This is a genomic window from Flavobacteriales bacterium (genome assembly GCA_016712535.1).
Lineage (GTDB): Bacteria > Bacteroidota > Bacteroidia > Flavobacteriales_F > PHOS-HE28 > PHOS-HE28.
In genome coordinates, this window is record JADJQW010000004.1 from 242,356 (window position 1) to 262,811 (window position 20,456).

Annotated in this window: 14 protein-coding genes and 1 riboswitch; of the genes, 9 read left to right on the forward strand and 5 right to left on the reverse strand. The window is 62.6% G+C overall.

The features are described from left to right. Positions 1–7: 7 nt before the first annotated feature. The 5 genes from IPK70_15525 to IPK70_15545 all read left to right on the forward strand — a co-directional run bounded on the left by IPK70_15525 (position 8) and on the right by IPK70_15545 (position 8,867). A complete protein-coding gene (locus tag IPK70_15525; protein MBK8228570.1) occupies positions 8–1,318 on the forward strand; it encodes a cytochrome c oxidase subunit II in 1,311 nt (436 codons plus the stop codon). A gap of 20 nt (positions 1,319–1,338) precedes the next feature. Next, positions 1,339–3,138 (forward strand): cbb3-type cytochrome c oxidase subunit I, encoded by a 1,800-nt coding sequence (locus IPK70_15530; GenBank protein ID MBK8228571.1) that lies wholly within the window; start codon positions 1,339–1,341, stop codon positions 3,136–3,138. A gap of 89 nt (positions 3,139–3,227) precedes the next feature. Next, positions 3,228–3,325, forward strand: a riboswitch (TPP riboswitch). A gap of 33 nt (positions 3,326–3,358) precedes the next feature. Beyond that, entirely contained in the window at positions 3,359–5,734 is a 2,376-nt protein-coding gene (locus IPK70_15535; protein ID MBK8228572.1) for a TonB-dependent receptor, read from the forward strand. A gap of 73 nt (positions 5,735–5,807) precedes the next feature. Beyond that, a complete protein-coding gene (locus IPK70_15540; GenBank protein ID MBK8228573.1) occupies positions 5,808–7,868 on the forward strand; it encodes a T9SS type A sorting domain-containing protein in 2,061 nt (686 codons plus the stop codon). A gap of 48 nt (positions 7,869–7,916) precedes the next feature. Further along, positions 7,917–8,867, forward strand: coding sequence for a T9SS type A sorting domain-containing protein (locus tag IPK70_15545; protein MBK8228574.1), 951 nt, complete (start codon positions 7,917–7,919; stop codon positions 8,865–8,867). A gap of 14 nt (positions 8,868–8,881) precedes the next feature. Here IPK70_15545 and IPK70_15550 read toward each other — a convergent pair whose 3' ends face one another. Both IPK70_15550 and IPK70_15555 read right to left on the reverse strand, forming a co-directional pair. Next, positions 8,882–10,843 (reverse strand): tetratricopeptide repeat protein, encoded by a 1,962-nt coding sequence (locus tag IPK70_15550; protein MBK8228575.1) that lies wholly within the window; start codon positions 10,841–10,843, stop codon positions 8,882–8,884. A gap of 18 nt (positions 10,844–10,861) precedes the next feature. Then, complete coding sequence (locus IPK70_15555) at positions 10,862–11,602, reverse strand: geranylgeranylglyceryl/heptaprenylglyceryl phosphate synthase (GenBank protein MBK8228576.1); 741 nt, start codon at positions 11,600–11,602, stop codon at positions 10,862–10,864. 96 nt (positions 11,603–11,698) lie between these two features. Here IPK70_15555 and IPK70_15560 point away from each other — a divergent pair, with 96 nt between their 5' ends. The 3 genes from IPK70_15560 (at position 11,699) to IPK70_15570 (ending at position 15,480) form a co-directional block, all read left to right on the forward strand. Then, positions 11,699–13,015: an adenosylhomocysteinase gene (locus IPK70_15560; GenBank protein ID MBK8228577.1), complete on the forward strand. Its 1,317-nt coding sequence runs from the start codon at positions 11,699–11,701 to the stop codon at positions 13,013–13,015. A 131-nt stretch (positions 13,016–13,146) separates the two neighbouring features. Then, complete coding sequence (locus IPK70_15565; GenBank protein MBK8228578.1) at positions 13,147–13,749, forward strand: hypothetical protein; 603 nt, start codon at positions 13,147–13,149, stop codon at positions 13,747–13,749. Between the two features lie 96 nt (positions 13,750–13,845). Next, positions 13,846–15,480 (forward strand): CTP synthase, encoded by a 1,635-nt coding sequence (locus tag IPK70_15570; GenBank protein MBK8228579.1) that lies wholly within the window; start codon positions 13,846–13,848, stop codon positions 15,478–15,480. 112 nt (positions 15,481–15,592) lie between these two features. Here the strand turns inward: IPK70_15570 and IPK70_15575 are convergent, their stop codons facing one another. From IPK70_15575 to IPK70_15585, 3 genes are all read right to left on the reverse strand, one after another. Further along, positions 15,593–15,967: a hypothetical protein gene (locus IPK70_15575; GenBank protein ID MBK8228580.1), complete on the reverse strand. Its 375-nt coding sequence runs from the start codon at positions 15,965–15,967 to the stop codon at positions 15,593–15,595. 153 nt (positions 15,968–16,120) lie between these two features. Continuing rightward, entirely contained in the window at positions 16,121–16,447 is a 327-nt protein-coding gene (locus IPK70_15580) for a DUF2809 domain-containing protein (GenBank protein MBK8228581.1), read from the reverse strand. Between the two features lie 65 nt (positions 16,448–16,512). Next, positions 16,513–18,225 carry a formate dehydrogenase gene (locus tag IPK70_15585; protein ID MBK8228582.1) on the reverse strand — a complete coding sequence of 571 codons (1,713 nt, stop codon included), beginning with the start codon at positions 18,223–18,225 and terminating at the stop codon, positions 16,513–16,515. A gap of 98 nt (positions 18,226–18,323) precedes the next feature. On the opposite strand from IPK70_15585, the gene IPK70_15590 reads away from it, so the two are divergent. Beyond that, positions 18,324–20,381, forward strand: a complete 2,058-nt coding sequence (locus tag IPK70_15590; GenBank protein ID MBK8228583.1) for a S9 family peptidase — start codon at positions 18,324–18,326, stop codon at positions 20,379–20,381. The last annotated feature ends 75 nt before the right edge of the window (positions 20,382–20,456 follow it).

Genomic DNA, 20,456 nt, shown 5'->3' on the forward strand with positions numbered 1-20,456 from the left:
GCGGACAATGACCAAGCTCCTGATCCTGATCGTCGTGGTCCTGGGCATCCTCGCGGTGGCCCAGCTGGCACGCGTGTATGAGCTCACCTCCAAGCTGCGCGGAAAGCGCGAAGAGGAAATCTCGGACGCCGACAATCGGATGAACGCCACGCTCATGTGGCTGTTCCCGATCGCCTACTTCGGGTTCTTCATCTGGCTGGTGGTTGCTTACGGGGATAAGATGCTGCCCGTGGCCGCGAGCACCCAAGGTGCCGATACCGACGCGCTGCTCGACTTCAACTGGTGGATCCTGGTGCCGGTGTTCTTCGTCACCAACATCCTTCTCTTCTACTATGCCGGCAAATACACCTACAGCAAGGACCGCCGCGCCTTCTGGCAGCCGCATAACAACAAGCTCGAGCTGCTTTGGACCGTGGTGCCTGCATTGGTGCTCTTCGTCATCATCATCTACGGCCTCACCACCTGGCAGCAGATCACCGGCCCGGCCAGCCCCGAAGCCGTTCAAGTGGAGCTGTACGCCAAGCAGTTCGATTGGACGGCCCGCTATCCCGGCAAGGATGGCATGCTCGGGGCAACCGATTACCGCCTGATCAACGGCGATAATCCGCTCGGGATCGTCACGGCGAACGCCATCGAGAAGCGCATGGCCGAGATCGCGCAGGAGAAAGCCGATGCCAAGGCAGCCTTGGAAGGCCTGCTGCCCGACTCCAAGGTTGAGGAACTGGAGCACCGAATCGCCTACCTCGACCGCATGGCCGCGCGCATCGTGAACCTGCGCATGGTGATGCAACAGGACATCAAGGCCAATGGCGCTGCCAGCACTTACCTGCACGGCGCCGACGACGTGGTGACCAAGGATTTCTACCTGCCGGTGCGCAAAGAGGCCCAGATCCTCATCCGTAGCCGTGACATCATCCACAGCGCCTTCATCCCGCACCTGCGGATCCAGATGAATGCGGTTCCTGGCATGACCACGAGCATGAAGGTGGTGCCCACGATCACAACCGACAGCATGCGCACCGTTCCCGAGGTGATGCGCCAAGTGGCGGAAATCAATGCGCAACGGCAAGCAGAGGGCAAAGGGGAATACACCTTCGACTTCCTGCTGCTTTGCAATAAGATCTGCGGCGCCAGCCACTACAACATGCAGATGCCGCTCATCGTCACCACGCCAGCCGAGTTCGATGCGTGGCTGGCGGAGGCGAACAAGAAGCCTTTTGAAGGAGCCGAGCCGGCGGCCGAACCGGCTCCAGTTGATTCGAGCATGACCGCCGCGAAGGATAGCATGGCCGTGGCCGCGCTGCCTTCCGGACAATGAACCTGTAAGCACCAACGACCATGGGCGCAACCGCGCATGCCGCACACGCCGGGCACGATGCCGGCCACGCGCATCACCACCACGAGGAGAGCTTCATCTCCAAATGGGTGTTCTCGCAAGATCACAAGATGATCGGGAAGCAGTTCCTGGTCACTGCCATCTTCATGGCCTGGGTGGCCGTGATTATGAGCCTGATCTTCCGCCTGCAGCTGGCATGGCCCAACGAGGGCTTCGCGTTCACCAACTTCTTCCTGGGCGACAAGTGGGCACCTGGTGGCGTGCTCGACAGCAACATGTACTTGGCGCTGGTCACGATCCACGGCACGATCATGGTGTTCTTCGTGCTGACGGGCGGATTGAGCGGCACGTTCGCCAACCTGCTCATCCCCTTGCAGGTGGGCGCGCGCGACATGGCCAGCGGGTTCATCAATATGCTGAGCTATTGGTTCTTCTTCCTCAGCAGCGTGGTGATGCTCTCTTCCTTGTTCGTGGAAGGAGGTCCCGCCAGCGCAGGTTGGACGATCTATCCGCCGCTTAGCGCTTTGCCCAAGGCCATTCCGGGTTCCGGGACCGGCATGACGCTCTGGCTGGTGAGCATGACGCTCTTCATCGCAAGTTCGCTGATGGGCGGCCTCAACTATGTGGTCACCATCCTGAACCTGCGCACGAAGGGCATGAAGATGACCCGCCTGCCATTGACGATGTGGGCCATCTTCCTCACCGCCGTGCTCGGCGTGCTCAGCTTCCCCGTGCTGCTCAGCGCCGCGCTGCTGCTGCTGCTCGATCGCAGCCTGGGCACCAGCTTCTACCTCAGCGATATCCACCTGGCCGGCGAAGCGCTGGAACAGACCGGTGGCAGCCCCATCCTCTTCCAGCACCTGTTCTGGTTCCTGGGCCACCCGGAGGTGTACATCGTGCTGCTGCCCGCGCTGGGCATCACCTCGGAGATCATCTCCACCAATGCACGCAAGCCCATCTTCGGCTACCGGGCCATGATCGGCTCCATCCTCGCGATCGGCTTCCTCAGCTTCATCGTTTGGGGCCACCACATGTTCGTGACCGGCATGAACCCCTTCCTCGGAAGCGTTTTCGTGGCCACCACATTGCTGATCGCCATACCCAGCGCGGTGAAGGTGTTCAATTACATCACCACGCTCTGGCGCGGCAACATCATCTTCACGCCGGGCATGCTCTTCAGCATCGGCTTGGTGGCCACCTTCATCGCTGGCGGCCTCACCGGGATCATCCTCGCCGATAGCGCCCTCGACATCGCCGTGCACGACACCTACTTCGTGGTCGCGCACTTCCACATCGTGATGGGCATGAGCGCCATCTTCGGCATGTTCGCCGGCATCTACCACTGGTTCCCGAAGATGTACGGCAAGATGATGAACACGAAGCTGGGCTACGCCCACTTCTGGATCACGCTGGTGTGCGCCTTCGGGGTCTTCTTCCCGATGCACTTCATCGGCCTTGCCGGTGCTCCGCGCCGCTATTACGATTACACGGAGTTCCCCATGTTCGATACCGTGATCGATCTGAATGTGATCGTCACCCTGTTCGCCATAATCGGGGCGCTGGGCCAGGTGATCTTCACCTACAACTTCTTCTACAGCGTGTTCCGCGGGCCCAAGGCGGTGCAGAACCCGTGGAGGAGCAATACGCTGGAATGGACAACGCCGGTTGAGCACATCCATGGCAATTGGCCCGGCCCGATCCCAACGGTGCACCGCTGGCCTTACGATTACAGCAAGCCCGGCAAACCGGAGGATTGGGTGAGCCAGATCACGCCGCTCGACCACGACGAAGAGGAGCACTGAGCATCGGTCATCGGGTTTCACGAGCCCCGGCATCCGTCGGGGCTCGTTCTTTTTCCGGGCCCCGCCGCAGGAGCGCATTAGATTCGCAACGTCTTGCAACGGGGTGCTCCGCCGCTGGTGGAAGCTGAGATCAGACCCGATGAACCTGGGCAGGTAATGCTGCCAAGGGATCAGGCCCAACACGTGGGCGCTTCCGTGCAAGCCTTCAACACGGAAGCTCATGAAGCAGCTCATCACGGTCGGCACGTTCCTGATCCTCTCCCCGGCAATGCTCGCGCAGGCGCGCCTCTCGGGCACGATCGTCGATGAAGCCGGCCTTCCGCTGGCGGATGTGAGCGTGGTGGCGGGTGCCGATGGGCGCTTCGGTGCCGCCACCGACCGGAACGGCCGCTTCTCCATCAAGGGGGTCGGTGAAGGCGAGCTCCGTTTGCGCGCGCAGCATCTCGGGTATGTCCCGATTGACACGATGCTCATCGCGGGCACCGAATCCGTGACCCTGAAGATGGCTCGGGCAGCAGTATTCCTCGGGGCGGCTGAGGTCACAGCCCTGCGTGCCGGCGATCGCGCTCCTTTCGCCAAGAGCGTGGTTTCGCGTGAGCAGATCGATCGCATCAACACCGGGATCGACCTTCCATTCCTGCTTGAGCAGCAGCCGGGCGTGGTGGCCACCAGTGATGGCGGCACGGGCATCGGCTACACCTACATGCGCATCCGCGGGACCGATGGCACGCGCACCAACATCACCCTCAATGGCGTGCCCTTCAACGATGCCGAGAGCCAGGGCGCTTTCCTGGTGAATCTGCCCGACATCGCGAGCAGCATGGAGGACATCGAGGTGCAGCGCGGCGTGGGCAGCAGCACCAATGGCCCCGCTGCATTCGGCGCCAGCGTGAACATCCGAACCACGGCGGTGAAGCGTGGACCGTGGGCGCTGCTGAGCTTGGGCGGCGGCTCTTTCAGCACGCAGCGCTATAGCGTGAGCGCCGGGACCGGATTGATCGATGGCCGGTTCAGCCTCGATGCGCGGCTCTCAACCATCACCACCGATGGCTATGTGGACCGCGCCATTGCCGATCTCAAGAGCTACTTCCTGCAAGGCGCCTGGGTGGGGGCGAAGCGCTCGTTGCGGTTCATCACTTTCCGGGGGAAGGAGATCACGTACCAGGCTTGGGCGGGCGTGCCGCGAGAGGTGATCGACACGAACCGCACCTTCAACCCATACACGTACGAGAACGAGGTGGACAACTACGACCAGGCGCATTACCAATTGCTCCTTGATCAACGGCTATCACCGACCGCTGCGCTCAATGCCACGATCTTCCGCGTGGATGGGGCAGGCTATTTCGAGCAGTTCAAGGAAGGCGATGAGCTGGCCACCTACGGCATAGTGCCCGCGGTGATCAATGGCGACACCACGTCCACCAGCGACATCATCCGCCGCCGCTGGCTCGACAACACCCTGCTGGGCGCGAATGCCAATGCGGACATCGGCCTGGGCAGGCACCGGCTCGTGCTCGGAGCCAGCTGCAGTGAGTACAGGGGCGAGCATTTCGGAGAGCTGATCTGGGCGCGCTACGCCGGGAGCACCGAAATCGGCGATCGCTATTACGAGAACGACGCGCGCAAGACGGACCTGAGCGCCTTCGCGAAGCTCACCTATTCGGTGCGGCACAACATCGACGCCTACGGCGATCTGCAGTTCCGGACCGTTTCGCACCGCATGGAGATGCTCAACGCCGGCTTCGTTCCAGAGCAGCAGTCCATCGCTTTCAGCTTCTTCAATCCCAAGGCCGGCGTCACTTGGAGCTTGAGCAACAACGATCGCGCGTATGCTTCAATCGCCGTGGCCAACCGGGAGCCCAATCGCGAGGACCTGCAGGAGACCACCCCCAGCAGCCGTCCGCGCAGCGAGCGCCTCTTTGACTACGAACTGGGCTACGAGCGGCGCACCGGGCGCATGAGCACGGGCATCAACTGCTACCTCATGGATTACGCGGATCAGCTCGTGCTCACCGGTGAATTGAACGACGTGGGCGCCGCCTTGCGCACCAACGTGGCGAGGAGCTACCGGGCAGGCATCGAGATGATGGGCGCGCTCCGCATGGGCGATCGCCTCACCTGGCGGGCGAATGCCGCGTTCAGCCGGAATCGCGTGCGCGAATTCATCGAGTACGTTGATGATTGGGACAATGGCGGTCAGGCCGCGTACACCTATGCCGAGAGCGAGCTCCCGTTCTCACCGAGCGTCGTGGCGAGCAGCGAATTGACCATTCACGGGTGGAAGCGCAAGCGCGGGAACGCGGACCTCACTTTGGCGACGAAGTATGTCGGCCGTCAATACCTCGACCTCAGTGCGAGCCAGGACCGCATGCTCGACCCCTTCCTGGTGAACGACCTGCGATTGAATGCGACTTGGTCGGCCAAAGGCACGAAGGGCATCGACTTCAACCTGACGCTGCGCAACCTGTTCAGCGAGCTGTACGAAAGCAACGGCTGGGTGTACAGCTACGTGAGCGATGGGCGAAGGCGGGAGTTCGTTGGGCTCTATCCGCAGGCACCGTTGAATGTGCTGGGCGGGGTGAGCGTGCGGCTCTGAGCGGACCCTAACGAAAGTTCTATTGCGGGCGCGGTGATCGGCCATTAGCTATGTGGGGCGAAAACCTGAATCCATGCTCCGACCATTGCTCCCCCTGTTTGCTGGCATAACAGCGCTCGCTTGCGCCGGGCAATCCACCTACGATGCCAAGATCTTGGATTACACCGGCTTGCGCTACGCATGCGAAGGCAGCGGAACGCCGGTGCTCAAGATCCAGAATGCCGGATCGGCCACCATGGGAACCTGTGTCGTAGAGACGTGGAAGAACGGTCTCATGGTGAACACCTTCAACTGGATCCTGGCCGTGCCGGCGCTGCAAGGTGAGGTGCGCCAACCTGCATTGCCTTCCGTGCCGGTGGACCCCGGCGACCAGTTGGAGTTCCACATCATCAGCGTGAATGGCGTGCCCGACGAGGATCCGTTGGCCAACATCCTTGCGGTCGACCTGAACGATACCCCGGCGCTCGCGAATGGCGGTGAGATGGAAGTGCTCGTTGAGCTGGGCGATGAACCAGGCGCCATCGCGTGGAGCGTGTCGAATCACTTGAACCAAGTGGTGGCAACGGGTGGGCCCTATGGTGAGAGCAACACGGTTGTGACTGAGGAACTCGATCTGCCGTCCGGTTGCTACACCTTCAAGGCAGAGGATCAGGCAAGGAGCCTTGCACCCGATGCCGTGGTACGGGTGAAGCGCGGCGGTAATACGCTGCTCGTGGCTGCGGGGCTCGAGGAGCCCTATGCAAAGGGCCTCCGCGCCGGTGCGCTCCAAGCATGCCCGTATCCGGTGGAACTGGAGCTGCGCACCGATGCGGCGGCCAATGAGACCTCGTATGAGATCCGATCCGGTGACGGCAACACCATCCATTGCACGGGAGGCGGCATTTCGGGCGGCGCGCAAACGTTGATTGACGGATGCTGCCTGCCCGTGGGCTGCTATCAATTGAGGGTGATGGACGCAGGCGGCGATGGCATCGCAGGCGGCGGTTACATCATTCGTGAGGGCAATGGCTCGATGCGGCGCATCATTGACAACATGGACGGATTCGGCGATGGCGGCATGAGCGCCATCGCAGGCGGCGAAGGCTTCTGCCTGCCGCTCGGGGACGATCGCCCCACCTTCACCAGTTGCGATAAGCTCGATTGGCGCACAGCCCCATGCGGCGCTGAATACGTCGTGCTCAATGCGAATGCTGGCGTGACCGCGCAGTATGGCATCGACGACGCTGGCAGTGGCTACCAGATCTGGTTCTTCGATCCCAACGGCGGATACAGTTTCAAGCGCTTCCAAAGCCACGCCACCAGCAACGGCATGCCCGTTAGCGCTACGCGCGCTTGCCACTTCCTGGTCAATGGCTGGAGCGGCAACCAGCTCCAGGAAGGCGTGCTCTACAACGTGAAGGCACGCGCAAGGATTGGCGGGGACTACCAGGCATGGGGTGCGGCTTGCCGCTTCCGCATCGACAATGCCGCTGCGCAATGCCCGGCCACACGATTGCTCGACCTGCCGGGCAATCCGTACCTGAGCTGCGGGCAGAGCCGATCGATCGGCAGCAATGTGCTGGTGCATGCCCGCCCCGTGAGGCGCCGGAACCCGAACTGCAATTGGGTGAATGCCAATCGATACCAGTTCCGGTTCCGGGTTGCCGGTGAACCAGGCGAGATCGTGAAGACCAGCGCTACGGGCAAGTATTGGGTGAATACCGTCGGACTCGAATGCGGCGTGGCCTATCACGTGGATGTCCGGGCGAGCTTCGATAATGGGGCGTCGTGGTGCCGCGATGGGGAGGCCTGGGGTGATGCCTGCCAGCTCACCATCGAGCCATGCACCGGGGCTGAACTGGTCCCAGCGGCTTCTGGGTTCACGGAACCACGCTTGATGCTCTACCCGAATCCGAATGATGGTGGAACAGTGCGGCTGATTCTGCCGCCCTCTTCCGATCATTCGCTCCAGGTGGATGTCGAAGTGGTGGACCTATCAGGCAGGGGCGTGATCAATCATCGATTCGGTCGTGAAGAAGGGATGCCCTTGGACGTGATCCTGGAATTGCCTGCCGGCACAGCACCGGGCATCTACCTCGTTTCAGCACGTACCGACGAAGAGACCCTTGGTGGCCGATTGGTCATCCGGGACTGATCTTCACCCCCGCGGATGTCAAGCAACTAGCCAACAAGCTACACGGGAATGAAGCCGGTACTCTTCCTCATATCATGCGCCCTCGCAGTCAATTGCGCTGCCCAAACCACCTACGACGCCAGGATCCTGGATTACACCGGCTTGCGCTACGCATGTGAAGGTGAAGGCCTGCCCGTGCTGAAGATCCAGAATGCCGGATCGGCCACTATGGGCACCTGCGTGGTCGAGACCTGGAAGAACGGCCTTATGGTGAACAGCTTCGATTGGATTCTTGCAGTACCGGCTCTGCAGGGCGAGGTGCGCCAGCCCGCACTGCCGTCTGTGCCCGTGGACCCCGGTGATCAGCTGGAGTTCCACATCATCAGCGTGAACGGGGAGCCCGATGAGGACACGGACGGCAATATCCTCACGGTGCCCATGGACATCGTTCCCGGATCGGCGACCACCTATCTCGTGAACGTTGTAGTGAACATGAGCACGCCACCCGACTCGCTGTTCTGGTCCATCACCGATTCCGACGCGCAAGCGGTGGCGCAGGGCGGGCCCTACACTACGGATGGTTTGGAGGAGCTGTGGGTGGAGCTGCAACCGGATGCGTGCTACATGCTTCGCTTAGCTGAAGCAGGCAGTGCCCCCTCGGGTGATGGACAACTTGCCGTGTTCTCGGATGATGCTGTGGTTGTCGATCTCATCGGCGGCACCGATGCGGCCCCTTCGCGCGGCGGGCTTGTCACGGGGCTATCGCTTGGAGCGGCAGCGCCCAGCATGGAACCGCTGTTCGCATGGCCCAACCCCGCCTCCGAGTTCTTGCGCATCTCAAGGTCCACAGGAGCGGTGCGCGTGACTTTGCGCGATGTCCAAGGCCGCATCGTGAAAGAGGTGGTTGCGGCATCAGGCGTCGCCATCGATGTAGCCGACCTGTCGCCTGGCCTGTATGGGGTTGAGGCGCATGACCATTTTGGAGCCGTGCTCAATACAAGACTGATGGTGGCGCGGTAAGCGTCCGCGCGGATTCAGCTCCGCGCCGGTTCCACGAAGTACATCTCCATCTCGCCTTTGCCCTTGGCCTGCACCTTTCCGCGTGCGGTGAAATGGTACAGGCCACCGGCCCGTTCGTGGACCAGCGCATGCGTCGCCTCGCTGATGTTCACCCGTCCTGCTTCGCCGCTGCTCTCCATGCGTGAGGCGGTGTTCACGGTATCGCCCCAGATGTCGTAGGCGAATTTCTTCTCGCCCACCACGCCGGCCACAACGGGCCCGCTGTGGATGCCGATGCGTATCTCGAAGTAAGGCAGGCCGGCTTCGATCTTCCGCTGCTTGCCCTCAGCGATGAAATCGCGCATCTCCAGGGCGGCGCGGATCGCATCCAGGGCATGCGTGGCGTTCGGCGTGGGCAGGCCGCCGGCCGCCATGTACGCGTCGCCGATGGTCTTGATCTTCTCGATGCCGTGCGTGGCACAGATGCGGTCGAAGGCGCTGAAGCACTCATGAAGGTCCTTCACGAGCTGCTTGGGCGTGACCTTCTCACTGAGCGCGGTGAAGCCCTTGAAATCGGTGAAGAGCACGGTGACCTGATCGAAGAGCCTCGCTTCCGCCTCGCCCTTGTCCTTCAATTCCTCCGCGACGGCAGCGGGCAGGATGTTGAGCAGCAGGTTCTCGCTGCGATCCTTCTCGAACTGTATGGCCGCTCGCGAGCGACGTGTGTAGCGAAGTCGGTTCCACAGCCCTGCGGAGAGCGCGAGCACGCCCAGGCCAGCGTAGAGGAAGAGGTTGCGGCGCTCCTTCTCGCTGGCGATCCGCTCTTGCGCATGCAGCTCCTGCTCATGCAGCCTTCGCACATTGTCCAGGCTATCGGCGAGCATGCGCTCCTGAAAGGCCCGCGTGACCTCGAGCCGCGTGACCTCCTTGCTGTTGTTGAGCCGCAGCAAGGAATCATTCACGCTCATGTACGCGGATTGCGCGGCGTATGCATTCCGGAAGTCACCGGCGAGCTCGTGGGCGCGGTGCAGGCATTGCAGGCATTCCACGCGTTGCTGGAGCAGGTTGGCGGACACGGCGATGCCCTCTCCAGCGCGGCAGGCGGCGATGGCCTCGCGCGCCCGCTTCAGGTCGATGAGCAGGTTGCCGCGGTTCACATGGGTGCGCACCAGCTGGCGCGCACTGCCCAGCGAGGTGAGTATCCGCTCAGCGGAATCGAGGCTCGCGAATGCCTCGGCGCCTCGGCCCAGCTGCCCATAGGCACGCCCCAGGTTGTTGAAGGCCATGCCCTGCTCGAGCCTGCGCCCGATCCTTCTGTACAGCTCCAGCCCGCGCTCGAAGAGCAGCGCTGCCGTATCGGGCCGGCCCAGGTTCAAGTAGGCGCTTCCCAGGTTCAAGGCGGCTTGGGCGCGGCCGCGATCGCTATCGAGCTCCTCGGCCAGCGCAGCGCTCCGCTCGTAGTGGCCGAGTGCTTCGCGGTGGTTGTTCAGCTCGGTCTGGATGGTGCCCATGTTGTTGTAGGTGCCGGCCAATCCATCCTTGTTCTGGAGCTCCGTGTCGATGCGGAGGCTCTTCTGCAGCTGCGTGAGCGCCATCGGCAGGTCGCCGAGGCTGCGGTACACATTGCTCAGGTTGCTGTACGTGTTGGCCTCGCGCTTGGGGTCCTTCATCGCCTTGGATAGCGCGAGGCACGCATGCAAGTGGTTGAGCGCCGACTCGTAATCGCTCTTCATGCTGCTGCCCACGGCGAGGGTGGTGCTGGCTTCGAATTGCGCGGACTGCGATTCAACCCGGCGCGCGAAATCGAGTTGCTTCCGCGCCAGGGCCATGCCGCTGTCGGGCTGCTCGAACACCGCTCTCCAGGCGAGGATCTGCACGGCCTTCAACCGTGCTGAATCGGGCTGGGCGTCATCATTCCATACGCGCAGCAACGAATCCGTTTGGCCGTGCGCAGCGATGGCGACCAGCCAAAGGAGGACGAGCGCGACGCTCCGCATGCCGGTGAATGTAGCGGCTCACCCGTGCACGGCCTCGCTCAGCGCGAAGACGATATCCGGGTCGCGCTCGATGGCCGTGCCCACTACGAGCACATCGGCGCCCGCCTTGCACAAGGCGCGCGCTTGTTCCGCATCACGGATGCCGCCGCCCACGATGATGGGGAGCTTCACCGTATCGCGGACAGCCGCAACCATTTGGGGAGAAACGCTCCTCGGCGCCCCGCTGCCGGTGTCGAGGTAGATCGCGCGCAGCCCAAGCAGCTCGCCGGCAAGCGCGGTAGCCGCAGCGATGCCCGGCTTGTCGTGCGGGATGGGAGAGGACTGGCTGACATAATGCGCGGTGGTGGTGCGGCCGCCATCCACGAGCATGTAGCCCGTCGGGATCGCTTCGATGCCGAGCGCCTTCACCGTGGGTGCAGCGGTGACGTGATGCCCGATGAGCAATTCGGCGTTGCGGCCGCTGATCAGCGAAAGGAAAAGCACCGCATCCGCGTGCGTGCTCAGCTGCGAGGGGCTGCCGGGGAAGAGCACCACGGGCTGGCTGCTCCACTTCTTCACCAGTTCCACGCATCGGTCGAATGAAGAGGAGGTTAGCAGGCTGCCGCCCACGAATAGCAGGTCGGCCTTGGCCATGCACGCGTTCTGGACCATCCGCTCCAGTGCGGCTTCGTCCGTTCCGAAATCAGGGTCGATGAGCACCGCCAAGAGCTTCTGCCCCTCGCGCCTGGCCTGCTCGATGCGGTTCAGGACCTTGCTCATCGATGCGAACATACCGCTTCAGCTGCTGTTACCCGCCAAGAGGCTACTTTCGCGGGCCGCTAGCGTCATAGCGGCATACACCTAGTCAACGGAACAATGAGCACCAAGACCATCGAGCAAGTGAAGTACAAAGTGAAGGACATGGCCCTTGCCGAATGGGGCCGCAAGGAAATCGAGTTGGCCGAGGCGGAGATGCCCGGCCTCATGGCACTGCGCGCCAAGCACGGCAAGGAGAAGCCGCTGAAGGGCGCGCGCATTGCCGGTTGCCTGCACATGACCATCCAGACGGCGGTGCTCATCGAGACCTTGAAGGAGCTCGGCGCCGAGGTGAGCTGGAGCAGCTGCAACATCTTCAGCACGCAGGACCACGCCGCTGCGGCCATCGCGAAGGCGGGCATCCCGGTGTACGCTTGGAAGGGCATGAACAACGAGGAGTTCGATTGGTGCATCGAGCAAACGCTCTTCGCATTCGAGGGAGGCCAGCCCTTGAACATGATCCTCGACGATGGCGGCGACCTCACCAACATGGTCTTCGACAAGTACCCAGAACTGGTGAACGGCATCCGCGGCCTGAGCGAAGAGACCACCACCGGCGTGCTGCGCCTGATGGACCGCGAGCGGAACGGAACGCTGGTGATGCCTGCGATCAACGTGAACGACAGCGTCACCAAGAGCAAGTTCGACAACAAGTACGGCTGCAAGGAGAGCGCGGTGGATGCCATCCGTCGCGCCACCGACATCATGATGGCCGGCAAGGTGGCCATCGTGTGCGGCTACGGCGATGTGGGCAAGGGCACGGCCGCATCGCTGCGCGGCGCCGGTGCTCGCGTGATCGTCACCGAGATCGACCCGATCTGCGCGCTGCAAGCCGCGATGGATGGCTTCGAAGTGAAGAAGCTGGTGCCCAACGCGCACCGGGCCGATATCATCATCACCACTACGGGGAACTTCAACATCGTCACGGAGGCCGCCTTCCGCAATATGAAGGACAAAGCCATCGTGTGCAACATCGGCCACTTCGACAACGAGATCGACATGGCCTGGCTGAACAAGGCCTATGGCAACACCAAGGTCGAGATCAAGCCGCAGGTGGACAAATACACCATCGACGGCAAGGACGTGATCATCCTCGCCGAGGGCCGCTTGGTGAATCTGGGCTGCGCCACGGGCCACCCCAGCTTCGTGATGAGCAACAGCTTCACGAACCAGACGCTGGCGCAGATCGAGCTATGGAAGAACCACGCGAACTACGAGAACAAGGTGTACGTGCTTCCCAAGCACCTTGATGAGATGGTAGCTAGCCTGCACCTCGCCAAGATCGGCGTGGAGCTGGAGGAACTCACCGACGAGCAGGCCAAGTACATCGGCGTTCCGAAGAACGGCCCGTTCAAGAGCGACGCATACCGCTACTGAGCGCGAGCGCCCGCTTGTGCCAATGCCAGACCGCAGGCCCCGTGCTCGAACAGAGCCGGGGCCTGTCGCTTCTCACCTGTTCCGGTTCGGATGCCTCAGCTTATCGCTTAGGTTTGGGGAAACTACAGGCCATGAAGCGCATCATGCTCGCATTCGCCGTGCTCGCCTCGCTGCCGTCATCGGCGCAGGAGGCGCATGCGCCTAGCCCACGGAACCGGTTCCTCCTGAACGCAGGCGTGGGTCTCTGGGGCGGCATGCATCGAATCGACCGTCTGGATTGGTCGGGCATCACCCCGCAACAGACGGCGCCGCGGCAAGGCCACTCGTTCTCTTGGCCCTCCTTCTTCTTCGAAGGGGGCTTCGCGCTTTGCGATCGGATGCAGTTGACGGCGCACTACAGCCATTGGCAGCAGGAGCAATGGCTCAGGGAGGGACACGATGTGATCACCAGTCACTGGAACTCGGTCAATACCTACATGGTCGGTGGCAGGTTCGAGTGGCTGCCGAAGTGCGACTTGGTGGACCTCTACTCCGGGGTCATGGCCGGGGCCTCCTTCCAGCACTTCGCTTCGCGCGGCATCGAGGCAGAGGAATTGCCCTTAGGCGATGCCACTTTGTTCAGCTATCAGGTCACCGCTGCGGGCATCCGCTTCGGCAAGGCGGTGGGGTTCGTGGCCGAGCTGGGGTACGGCGCCAAAGGGACGTTCAGCACCGGGCTTTCGGTGCGCTTCTGAGCCGCTCGCGCGGCTGGCCGCGCTTCTCCATCAATCCGCTTGCCCTACCTTTACGCCCCGTGATCGCGGTCCGTCCAAGGGCCCTTTCCATCGGCGATGACGGGCTCCACCAAATACATTTTCGTTACCGGAGGGGTCACCTCCAGCCTTGGCAAAGGAATCATCTCTGCCTCCTTGGCCAAATTGCTGCAAGCGCGCGGCTTCACGGTCACCATACAGAAGCTCGACCCCTACATCAATGTGGATCCGGGCACGCTCAATCCTTACGAGCACGGTGAATGCTTCGTGACGGAGGATGGCGCCGAGACCGACCTCGACCTGGGCCACTACGAGCGCTTCCTCGATGTGCCCACGAGCAAGGCCAACAACGTCACCACAGGCCGCATCTACCAGAACGTCATCAGCAAGGAACGGCGCGGCGAATACCTGGGCAAGACCGTTCAGGTGATCCCGCACATCACCGACGAGATCAAGGCGCACATCCAGGCACTTGGCCGCAAGGGCATCTACGATTTCGTGATCACTGAGGTGGGCGGCACCGTGGGCGACATCGAGAGCCTGCCCTACATCGAATCCATTCGCCAGCTCAAATGGGCCAAGGGCAAGGACTGCCTCACCATTCACCTGACGCTCCTGCCCTACCTGGGCACCACCGGCGAGCTGAAGACCAAGCCCACGCAGCACAGCGTGAAAGAGCTGCTCAGCCTGGGCGTGCAGCCCGATGTGCTCGTGTGCCGAACGGAGCACCCGATGCAGAAGGGCATGAAGGAGAAGATCGCCCTTTTCTGCAACGTGGATGCGGAGGCCGTGATCGAGAGCCGTGACGCAGAGACGATCTACGATGTGCCGCTGATGATGCAGCAGGAGCGGCTCGATGAAGTGGTGCTCAAGAAACTCGGCGTGACCACCTTCCCGGATGCCGACCTGGATGCTTGGAAGGACTTCCTTCGCCGCTACAAAGAGCCGAAGGGCGAAGTGCATATCGGCCTAGTGGGCAAGTACGTGGAGCTGAAGGATGCCTACAAGAGCATCAAGGAAGCCCTGGAGCACGCTGGCGCGGCCAATGAGATCAAGGTGCATATCAAGTGGGTGCACAGCGAGAAGCTCACCGCCAAGAACATGGCGAAGCATCTAGGCGGTCTCGCGGGCATCCTCGTCGCGCCGGGCTTCGGTCACCGCGGCATCGAGGGCAAGATCGAAGCGATCAAATACGCGCGCGAGAACAAGGTGCCTTTCCTCGGCATCTGCCTGGGCATGCAGTGCGCGGTGATCGAGTTCGGCCGCAACGTGCTGGGTTACGCCGACGCCAACAGCACCGAGATGAACGCGGACACCACGCACCCGGTGATCGCGATGATGGAAGAGCAGAAGCAGGTCGAGAACAAGGGCGGCACCATGCGCTTGGGCGCCTACCCCTGCAAACTGGAGGACGAGAGCCTGGCGAAGCAGGTCTATCGCAAGCGCGACATCAGCGAACGGCACCGCCACCGCTACGAGTTCAACAATGCTTACCTGAAAGCATACGAGAAGGCGGGCATGGTGGCATCAGGCATCAACCCGCAGGGCAAACTGGTGGAGATCGTCGAGATCAAGGACCACCCTTGGTTCATCGGCGTGCAGTTCCATCCGGAGTACCGCAGCACGGTGGCCAAGCCGCACCCGCTGTTCATCGCGTTCGTGAAGGCCGCCATGGGCATGGGCGTGAAGCTCGAGTCGAAAGCGGAGGCGTAGGCGGGCGCGCGGGAGCACCGCCCAAGAGGATCGCCTCGCGCGGCATCCACCGAAGGAGCCTCCGTTCAGCCCTTGCCCCCGCTACCGAGCACCAGCCCGGCCACTGCAGCGGTCAGTGCGGCCAGCACGCGCCCGCCATGGCATCGACCACGATGAACATGCGCTCATAGAAGAGGTTGCTCATGGCGTGCATCATCAGGTCGAAGTTGGCTGTGAGCAGCAGCCCGATGATGAACCCCGGCAGCAACGCAGCCTTCGCCGAAGCGATGCCCATGCGCCACATGATGAAGGCCATCATGCAGCCGTAGGCCACATTCGCGGCGATGAGCGCGAGCCAGCTCCAATCCTCTTCAGCCTTCATGAAGCCCTCGAACTTGTTCATGGCAGCCTCCGAGTAGCTATGCAGGGCAATGCCGAAGATGCCCCATCCCAGCAGGAAAGCGGCCACCGATGCGGCCAGCGCGGCCAGTACGACTTTCGTATTCATGGTGGTTGGGTTTGGTGAATCGAAGCTAGGCGGATGCATTGAGCCGGCTCGCTGCGCCCAGATGGGTTTTCCACCGCCTGTTATTCCGGAAGGTGGTTTCCGCGAAGTCAGCCCAAGCGCAGCATGCGCTCGCGGCGGAACACAGGCGCCCTGTCAAGAGGCAGAGCCGTCCGAGAGCGATGCACGGTCGTCGATCCACCAGGCCAGCCCGGAACCAAGGAGGTACATCAGCAGGTCCGCCCACTGGAAGGTGTCACCCATCACAAGCCGCGCCCAAGTGGAATCCGAGAGGCCAAGGAGGTGAATGAGGCCGGCTGCTTGCGCGCCTTCAACCGCAAAGGCGAGCAGCAGCGCGCAGAGAGCCGCACGCTTCGCCGGCCAAACGAAGAGCGCGCGCAAGGTGAAGTGCATCAGCATCACCACCAGCGCATCGCCGAGGTGGAAGCGGATGAAGGGCTGGGTCACCTGGAAGGCGATCATGAGCTCGACAGCCAAAAGGGCGGCGGCGATGGCCGCATGCCGTGGGCTGAAGCGGAATGCCGAACTTACGCGAAGTAACCGTCGAGCTCGGCGCGGAAATACTGCAACGCGTTCTTCACGCCCAGCGGCAAGCCGCCGCCCAGCGCGCACAGCGATCCGATCTCCATGGTCTCCACGAGGTCGTTGAAGAGCGCGCGGTCGATCTTGCGGCCGGCCTTCGCGCCTGCGAGCAGCTCCTTGCCGCGCGTGCTGCCGATGCGGCACGGGAAGCACTTGCCGCAGCTCTCCAGCGCGGTGAACTCGAAGAGGTGCTCCAGGTAGTCAACCATCGGGTATTCCTGCGGGATGCTCAGGATGCTGGCATGGCCCAGCAGGAAGCCCTCGCGCTGGAAGCTCTCGAAATCGATGCTGAGCGCGTTGATCTTGTGCAAGGGCACGATGCCGCCGAGCGGTCCGCCGATGTGCAGCGCCTTCGTGGGCCGCGCGAAGCCGCCGCCGAGCTCGTCGGTCACTCTCGCAAGAGGGGTTCCGCACTCCACCTCGTAGATGCCGGGGCGCTTGAAGCCGCTGTCGAGGCAGACCAGCTTGCTGCCGTTGCTCTTCTCACTGCCCAGCTTGGCGAAGGCTGCGCCGCCGTTCGCGATCACCCACGGCACGCAGGCCAGCGTCTCCACGTTGTTCACCACGGTGGGTCGGTTGAAGAGCCCTTGCTGCGCGGGATACGGTGGACGCGTGCGCACCTCGCCGCGCTTGCCCTCGATGCTGTTGAGCAGCGCCGTCTCTTCGCCGCACACGTAGGCGCCTGCGGCCTTGATCACCTTGAAGCGCCAGTTGAAGCCGCTGCCCTTGATGTCATTGCCGATCCAGCCGTTCGCCTCCAGGTCGCGCACGGCCTGCTTCACGATCTCCACCGCTTCGGGGTACTCGGCGCGGATGTACAGCACGCCCGTATCGGCGCCCACGCAGTAGCCGGCGATCATCATGCCCAGCAGCACGCGGTGCGGGCGCTGCTCGAGGAGATAACGATCACTGTACGCGGCGGGATCGCCCTCGTCGGCGTTGCACACGATGTACTTGCGCGGCGTGCCGTTGCCGGTCAGGTCCTGCGCGCTGCGGCAGGCCTCCAGCTTGAAGCCCATGGGGAAGCCGGCGCCGCCGCGCCCGCGGATCGTGGCCGTCTTGATCTCATTCAACGCATCCACTGAGTCGCTCTTCAGCACCTGTTCCCACAAGGCGTAGAATTGAGGCAGCGGCGGCATGGGCGCCGTGAGGATCGGCGTGGCCATGCTTGTGCCCACGTGGTAGGCGTCCATGTTGGGAAAGGAGGATGCGCCGCCAATCTTCAACCTCTCAACCCTCAACCCAGCATCAACCACTTCCGCCAACCGGTCGATCGCATCCCCGCTGTAATTGAGCCCGCCCACATTGAACGCGCTGTTCTTATGGCAGCGGCCCAGGCAGCACATGTGGCCGATCTCTTCCGGCTTGAAGCGCTTCGCGAGTTCATGATGCACCTTGTCCTGCGTGCCCGCCACCAGGCAGGCGCTGCCGTTGCACACGTAGGCCTTCTTGCCCTGGTTCTCCTTCTTCAGGAAGTCGTAGAACGAGCTGGTGCCGTAGGTGATGGCCTCGCCGATCAGGAAGTCGTCGGCGATCTGCGTAAGGGCGCGGTCCTCGGGCGTGCCGGTATTGGAAGCCGCTTGCTGAAGGCGCTCCCAGAGGGGATCCTCGAGTTCCTTGCCGTCGCGGCCAGAGAGTGACGAGATGTTCTTCGACATGCGGTGCTCGCCGAAGCCGAATGCGGAGGCGATGCGCCGAAGGTAGGCGGCGGCTTCAACCCTGTTGCCGACCTTCGCCCTTCGATCAGACCAACAGCATGAAATGCATCGCCCTCATCGCACTGGCCTTGGCACCCATTGTTGCCCATGCCCAGCAGGCCTTCACCTACAACGATCTCCTGATGATCGACCGCCTCAGCGGGCTTTCTGTCGATCCGGCGGGCACCAAGGCCCTCTTCAATGTGCGCGCCACGGACATGGAGAAGAACAAAGGCATGAGCACGCTGTGGATGAAGGACCTCGTTGATCCCGCGATGCCCGAAGTGAAATTGCCCGTGAGTGAGGGCGGCGCCGCTGGCGTGCAGTGGCTCTCCGATGGCTCTGGCTTCTTCTTCCTCAGCGCGCGCAGCGGCAGCAATCAGGTCTGGCGGGCCGATGCCACCGGCACCCATGCCGTGCAAGTGACCACGCTCCCGCTGGACGTGGAGGACTATCGCGTGTCGCCAACGGGCAAAGGCGTGGTCGTGGCCTTGGCGGTGTTCCCGGAATGCAAGGGATTCGAGATCACCTGTTCACAGAAGATCCGGGAAACGCGTGAAGCAGCGAAGGCCAGCGGGATGGTGCACGACAAGCTCTTCCTTCGGCATTGGGACACTTGGAAGGATGGCACGCGCAACCACCTCTTCTATGTGGACCTGAATAAGCCGGAATCGGTTCCGGTCGCCCTCACCGATGGCCTCGACGGCGATGTGCCCTCCAAACCCTTCGGCGGCAATGAGGATTTCTGCTTCAGCGCCGATGGCCGCACGGTCTACTTCAGCATGCGCATCGCGGGCAAGCGTGAGCCGTGGAGCACCAACTTCGACGTCTACAGCGTGCCCGTTTCCGGTGGCGCGGCGCAGAACCTTACTGCTGAGAACCCAGCGTGGGACGCGGCGCCCGTGGTCTCGCCCGACGGCAAGACCCTCGCCTATAAGGCCATGAAGCGCCCTGGCTACGAAGCCGACCGCTTCGAGATACGATTGCACGATATCGCCACGGGAAAGTCCAGGCCGCTTGCCTCCGTTTGGGACCGCAGCGTGGCCGAAATGAAGTGGAGCCGTGATGGCGGCAGCCTGCTCGTGACCGCCGATGACCTGGGCAAGCACCGCCTCTTCCGCATCGACATCAAGAGCGGCAAGGCGCTGCCCTTGAGCACCGATGGTCATCTCGATGCCTTCACTGAAACGCCCAAGGGCATCATCTTCCTTAAGAGCGGCCTCAGCGGTCCTGCGCAGCTCTACGCCGCCAAGCCCAAAGCGCCCTACATCGATGCCGATGCCATGCCGCTCACCAGCTTCAACGCGGGCCTGAAGGAGAAATCCTTCGGCGCTCACGAGCAATTCAGCTTCGCTGGATGGAACAACGAAACGGTGCACGGCTATGTGCTGAAGCCGGCCAACTACGAAGAAGGCCGGAAGTACCCGGTTGCGTTCCTGGTCCATGGCGGGCCGCAAGGAAGCTTCGGCGACGCCTGGAGCTACCGCTGGAACCCGCAGACCTACGCCGGCGCCGGCTACGCGGTGGTGATGATCGATTTCCACGGCAGCACCGGCTACGGCCAGGCCTTCACCGATGCGATCAATCAGCATTGGGGCGATCGTCCCTTGGAGGACCTTCAGAAAGGCTGGGCCTTCGCGTTGAGCAAGTACGCCTTCCTCGACGGCGCGCGCGCAGCGGCCTTGGGCGCATCGTATGGCGGCTTCATGATGAATTGGATCGCCGGGAATTGGCCCGATGCGTTCAAGTGCCTGGTCTCGCATTGCGGCATCTTCGACACGCGTTCCATGGGCTACAGCACCGAGGAGCTGTGGTTCACCGATTGGGAGAACGGCGGCAGCGTGTTCTCCAAGCCGGAGAACTACGAGGCCTTCAACCCCATGCTGCACGTGGCGCAATGGCGCGCGCCCATGCTGGTGATCCACGGCGACAAGGACTTCCGCGTGCCGCTCACCCAGGGCATCGGCACCTTCACCGCCTGCCAGAGCAAGGGCATCGAGTCGAAGTACCTGCGCTTCCCGGATGAGAACCATTGGGTGCTCAAGCCGCAGAACTCGAAGCAGTGGCATGAGGCCGTTCTCGGGTGGCTGGAGCAGCATACCGGCATGCGCGAGTGAAGAGCTTCTTCGCATGGATGCGGGGACGAGTGGTGAATCGTGCCTTCTCGCACCCAACAGCCTCTACATTCGTCC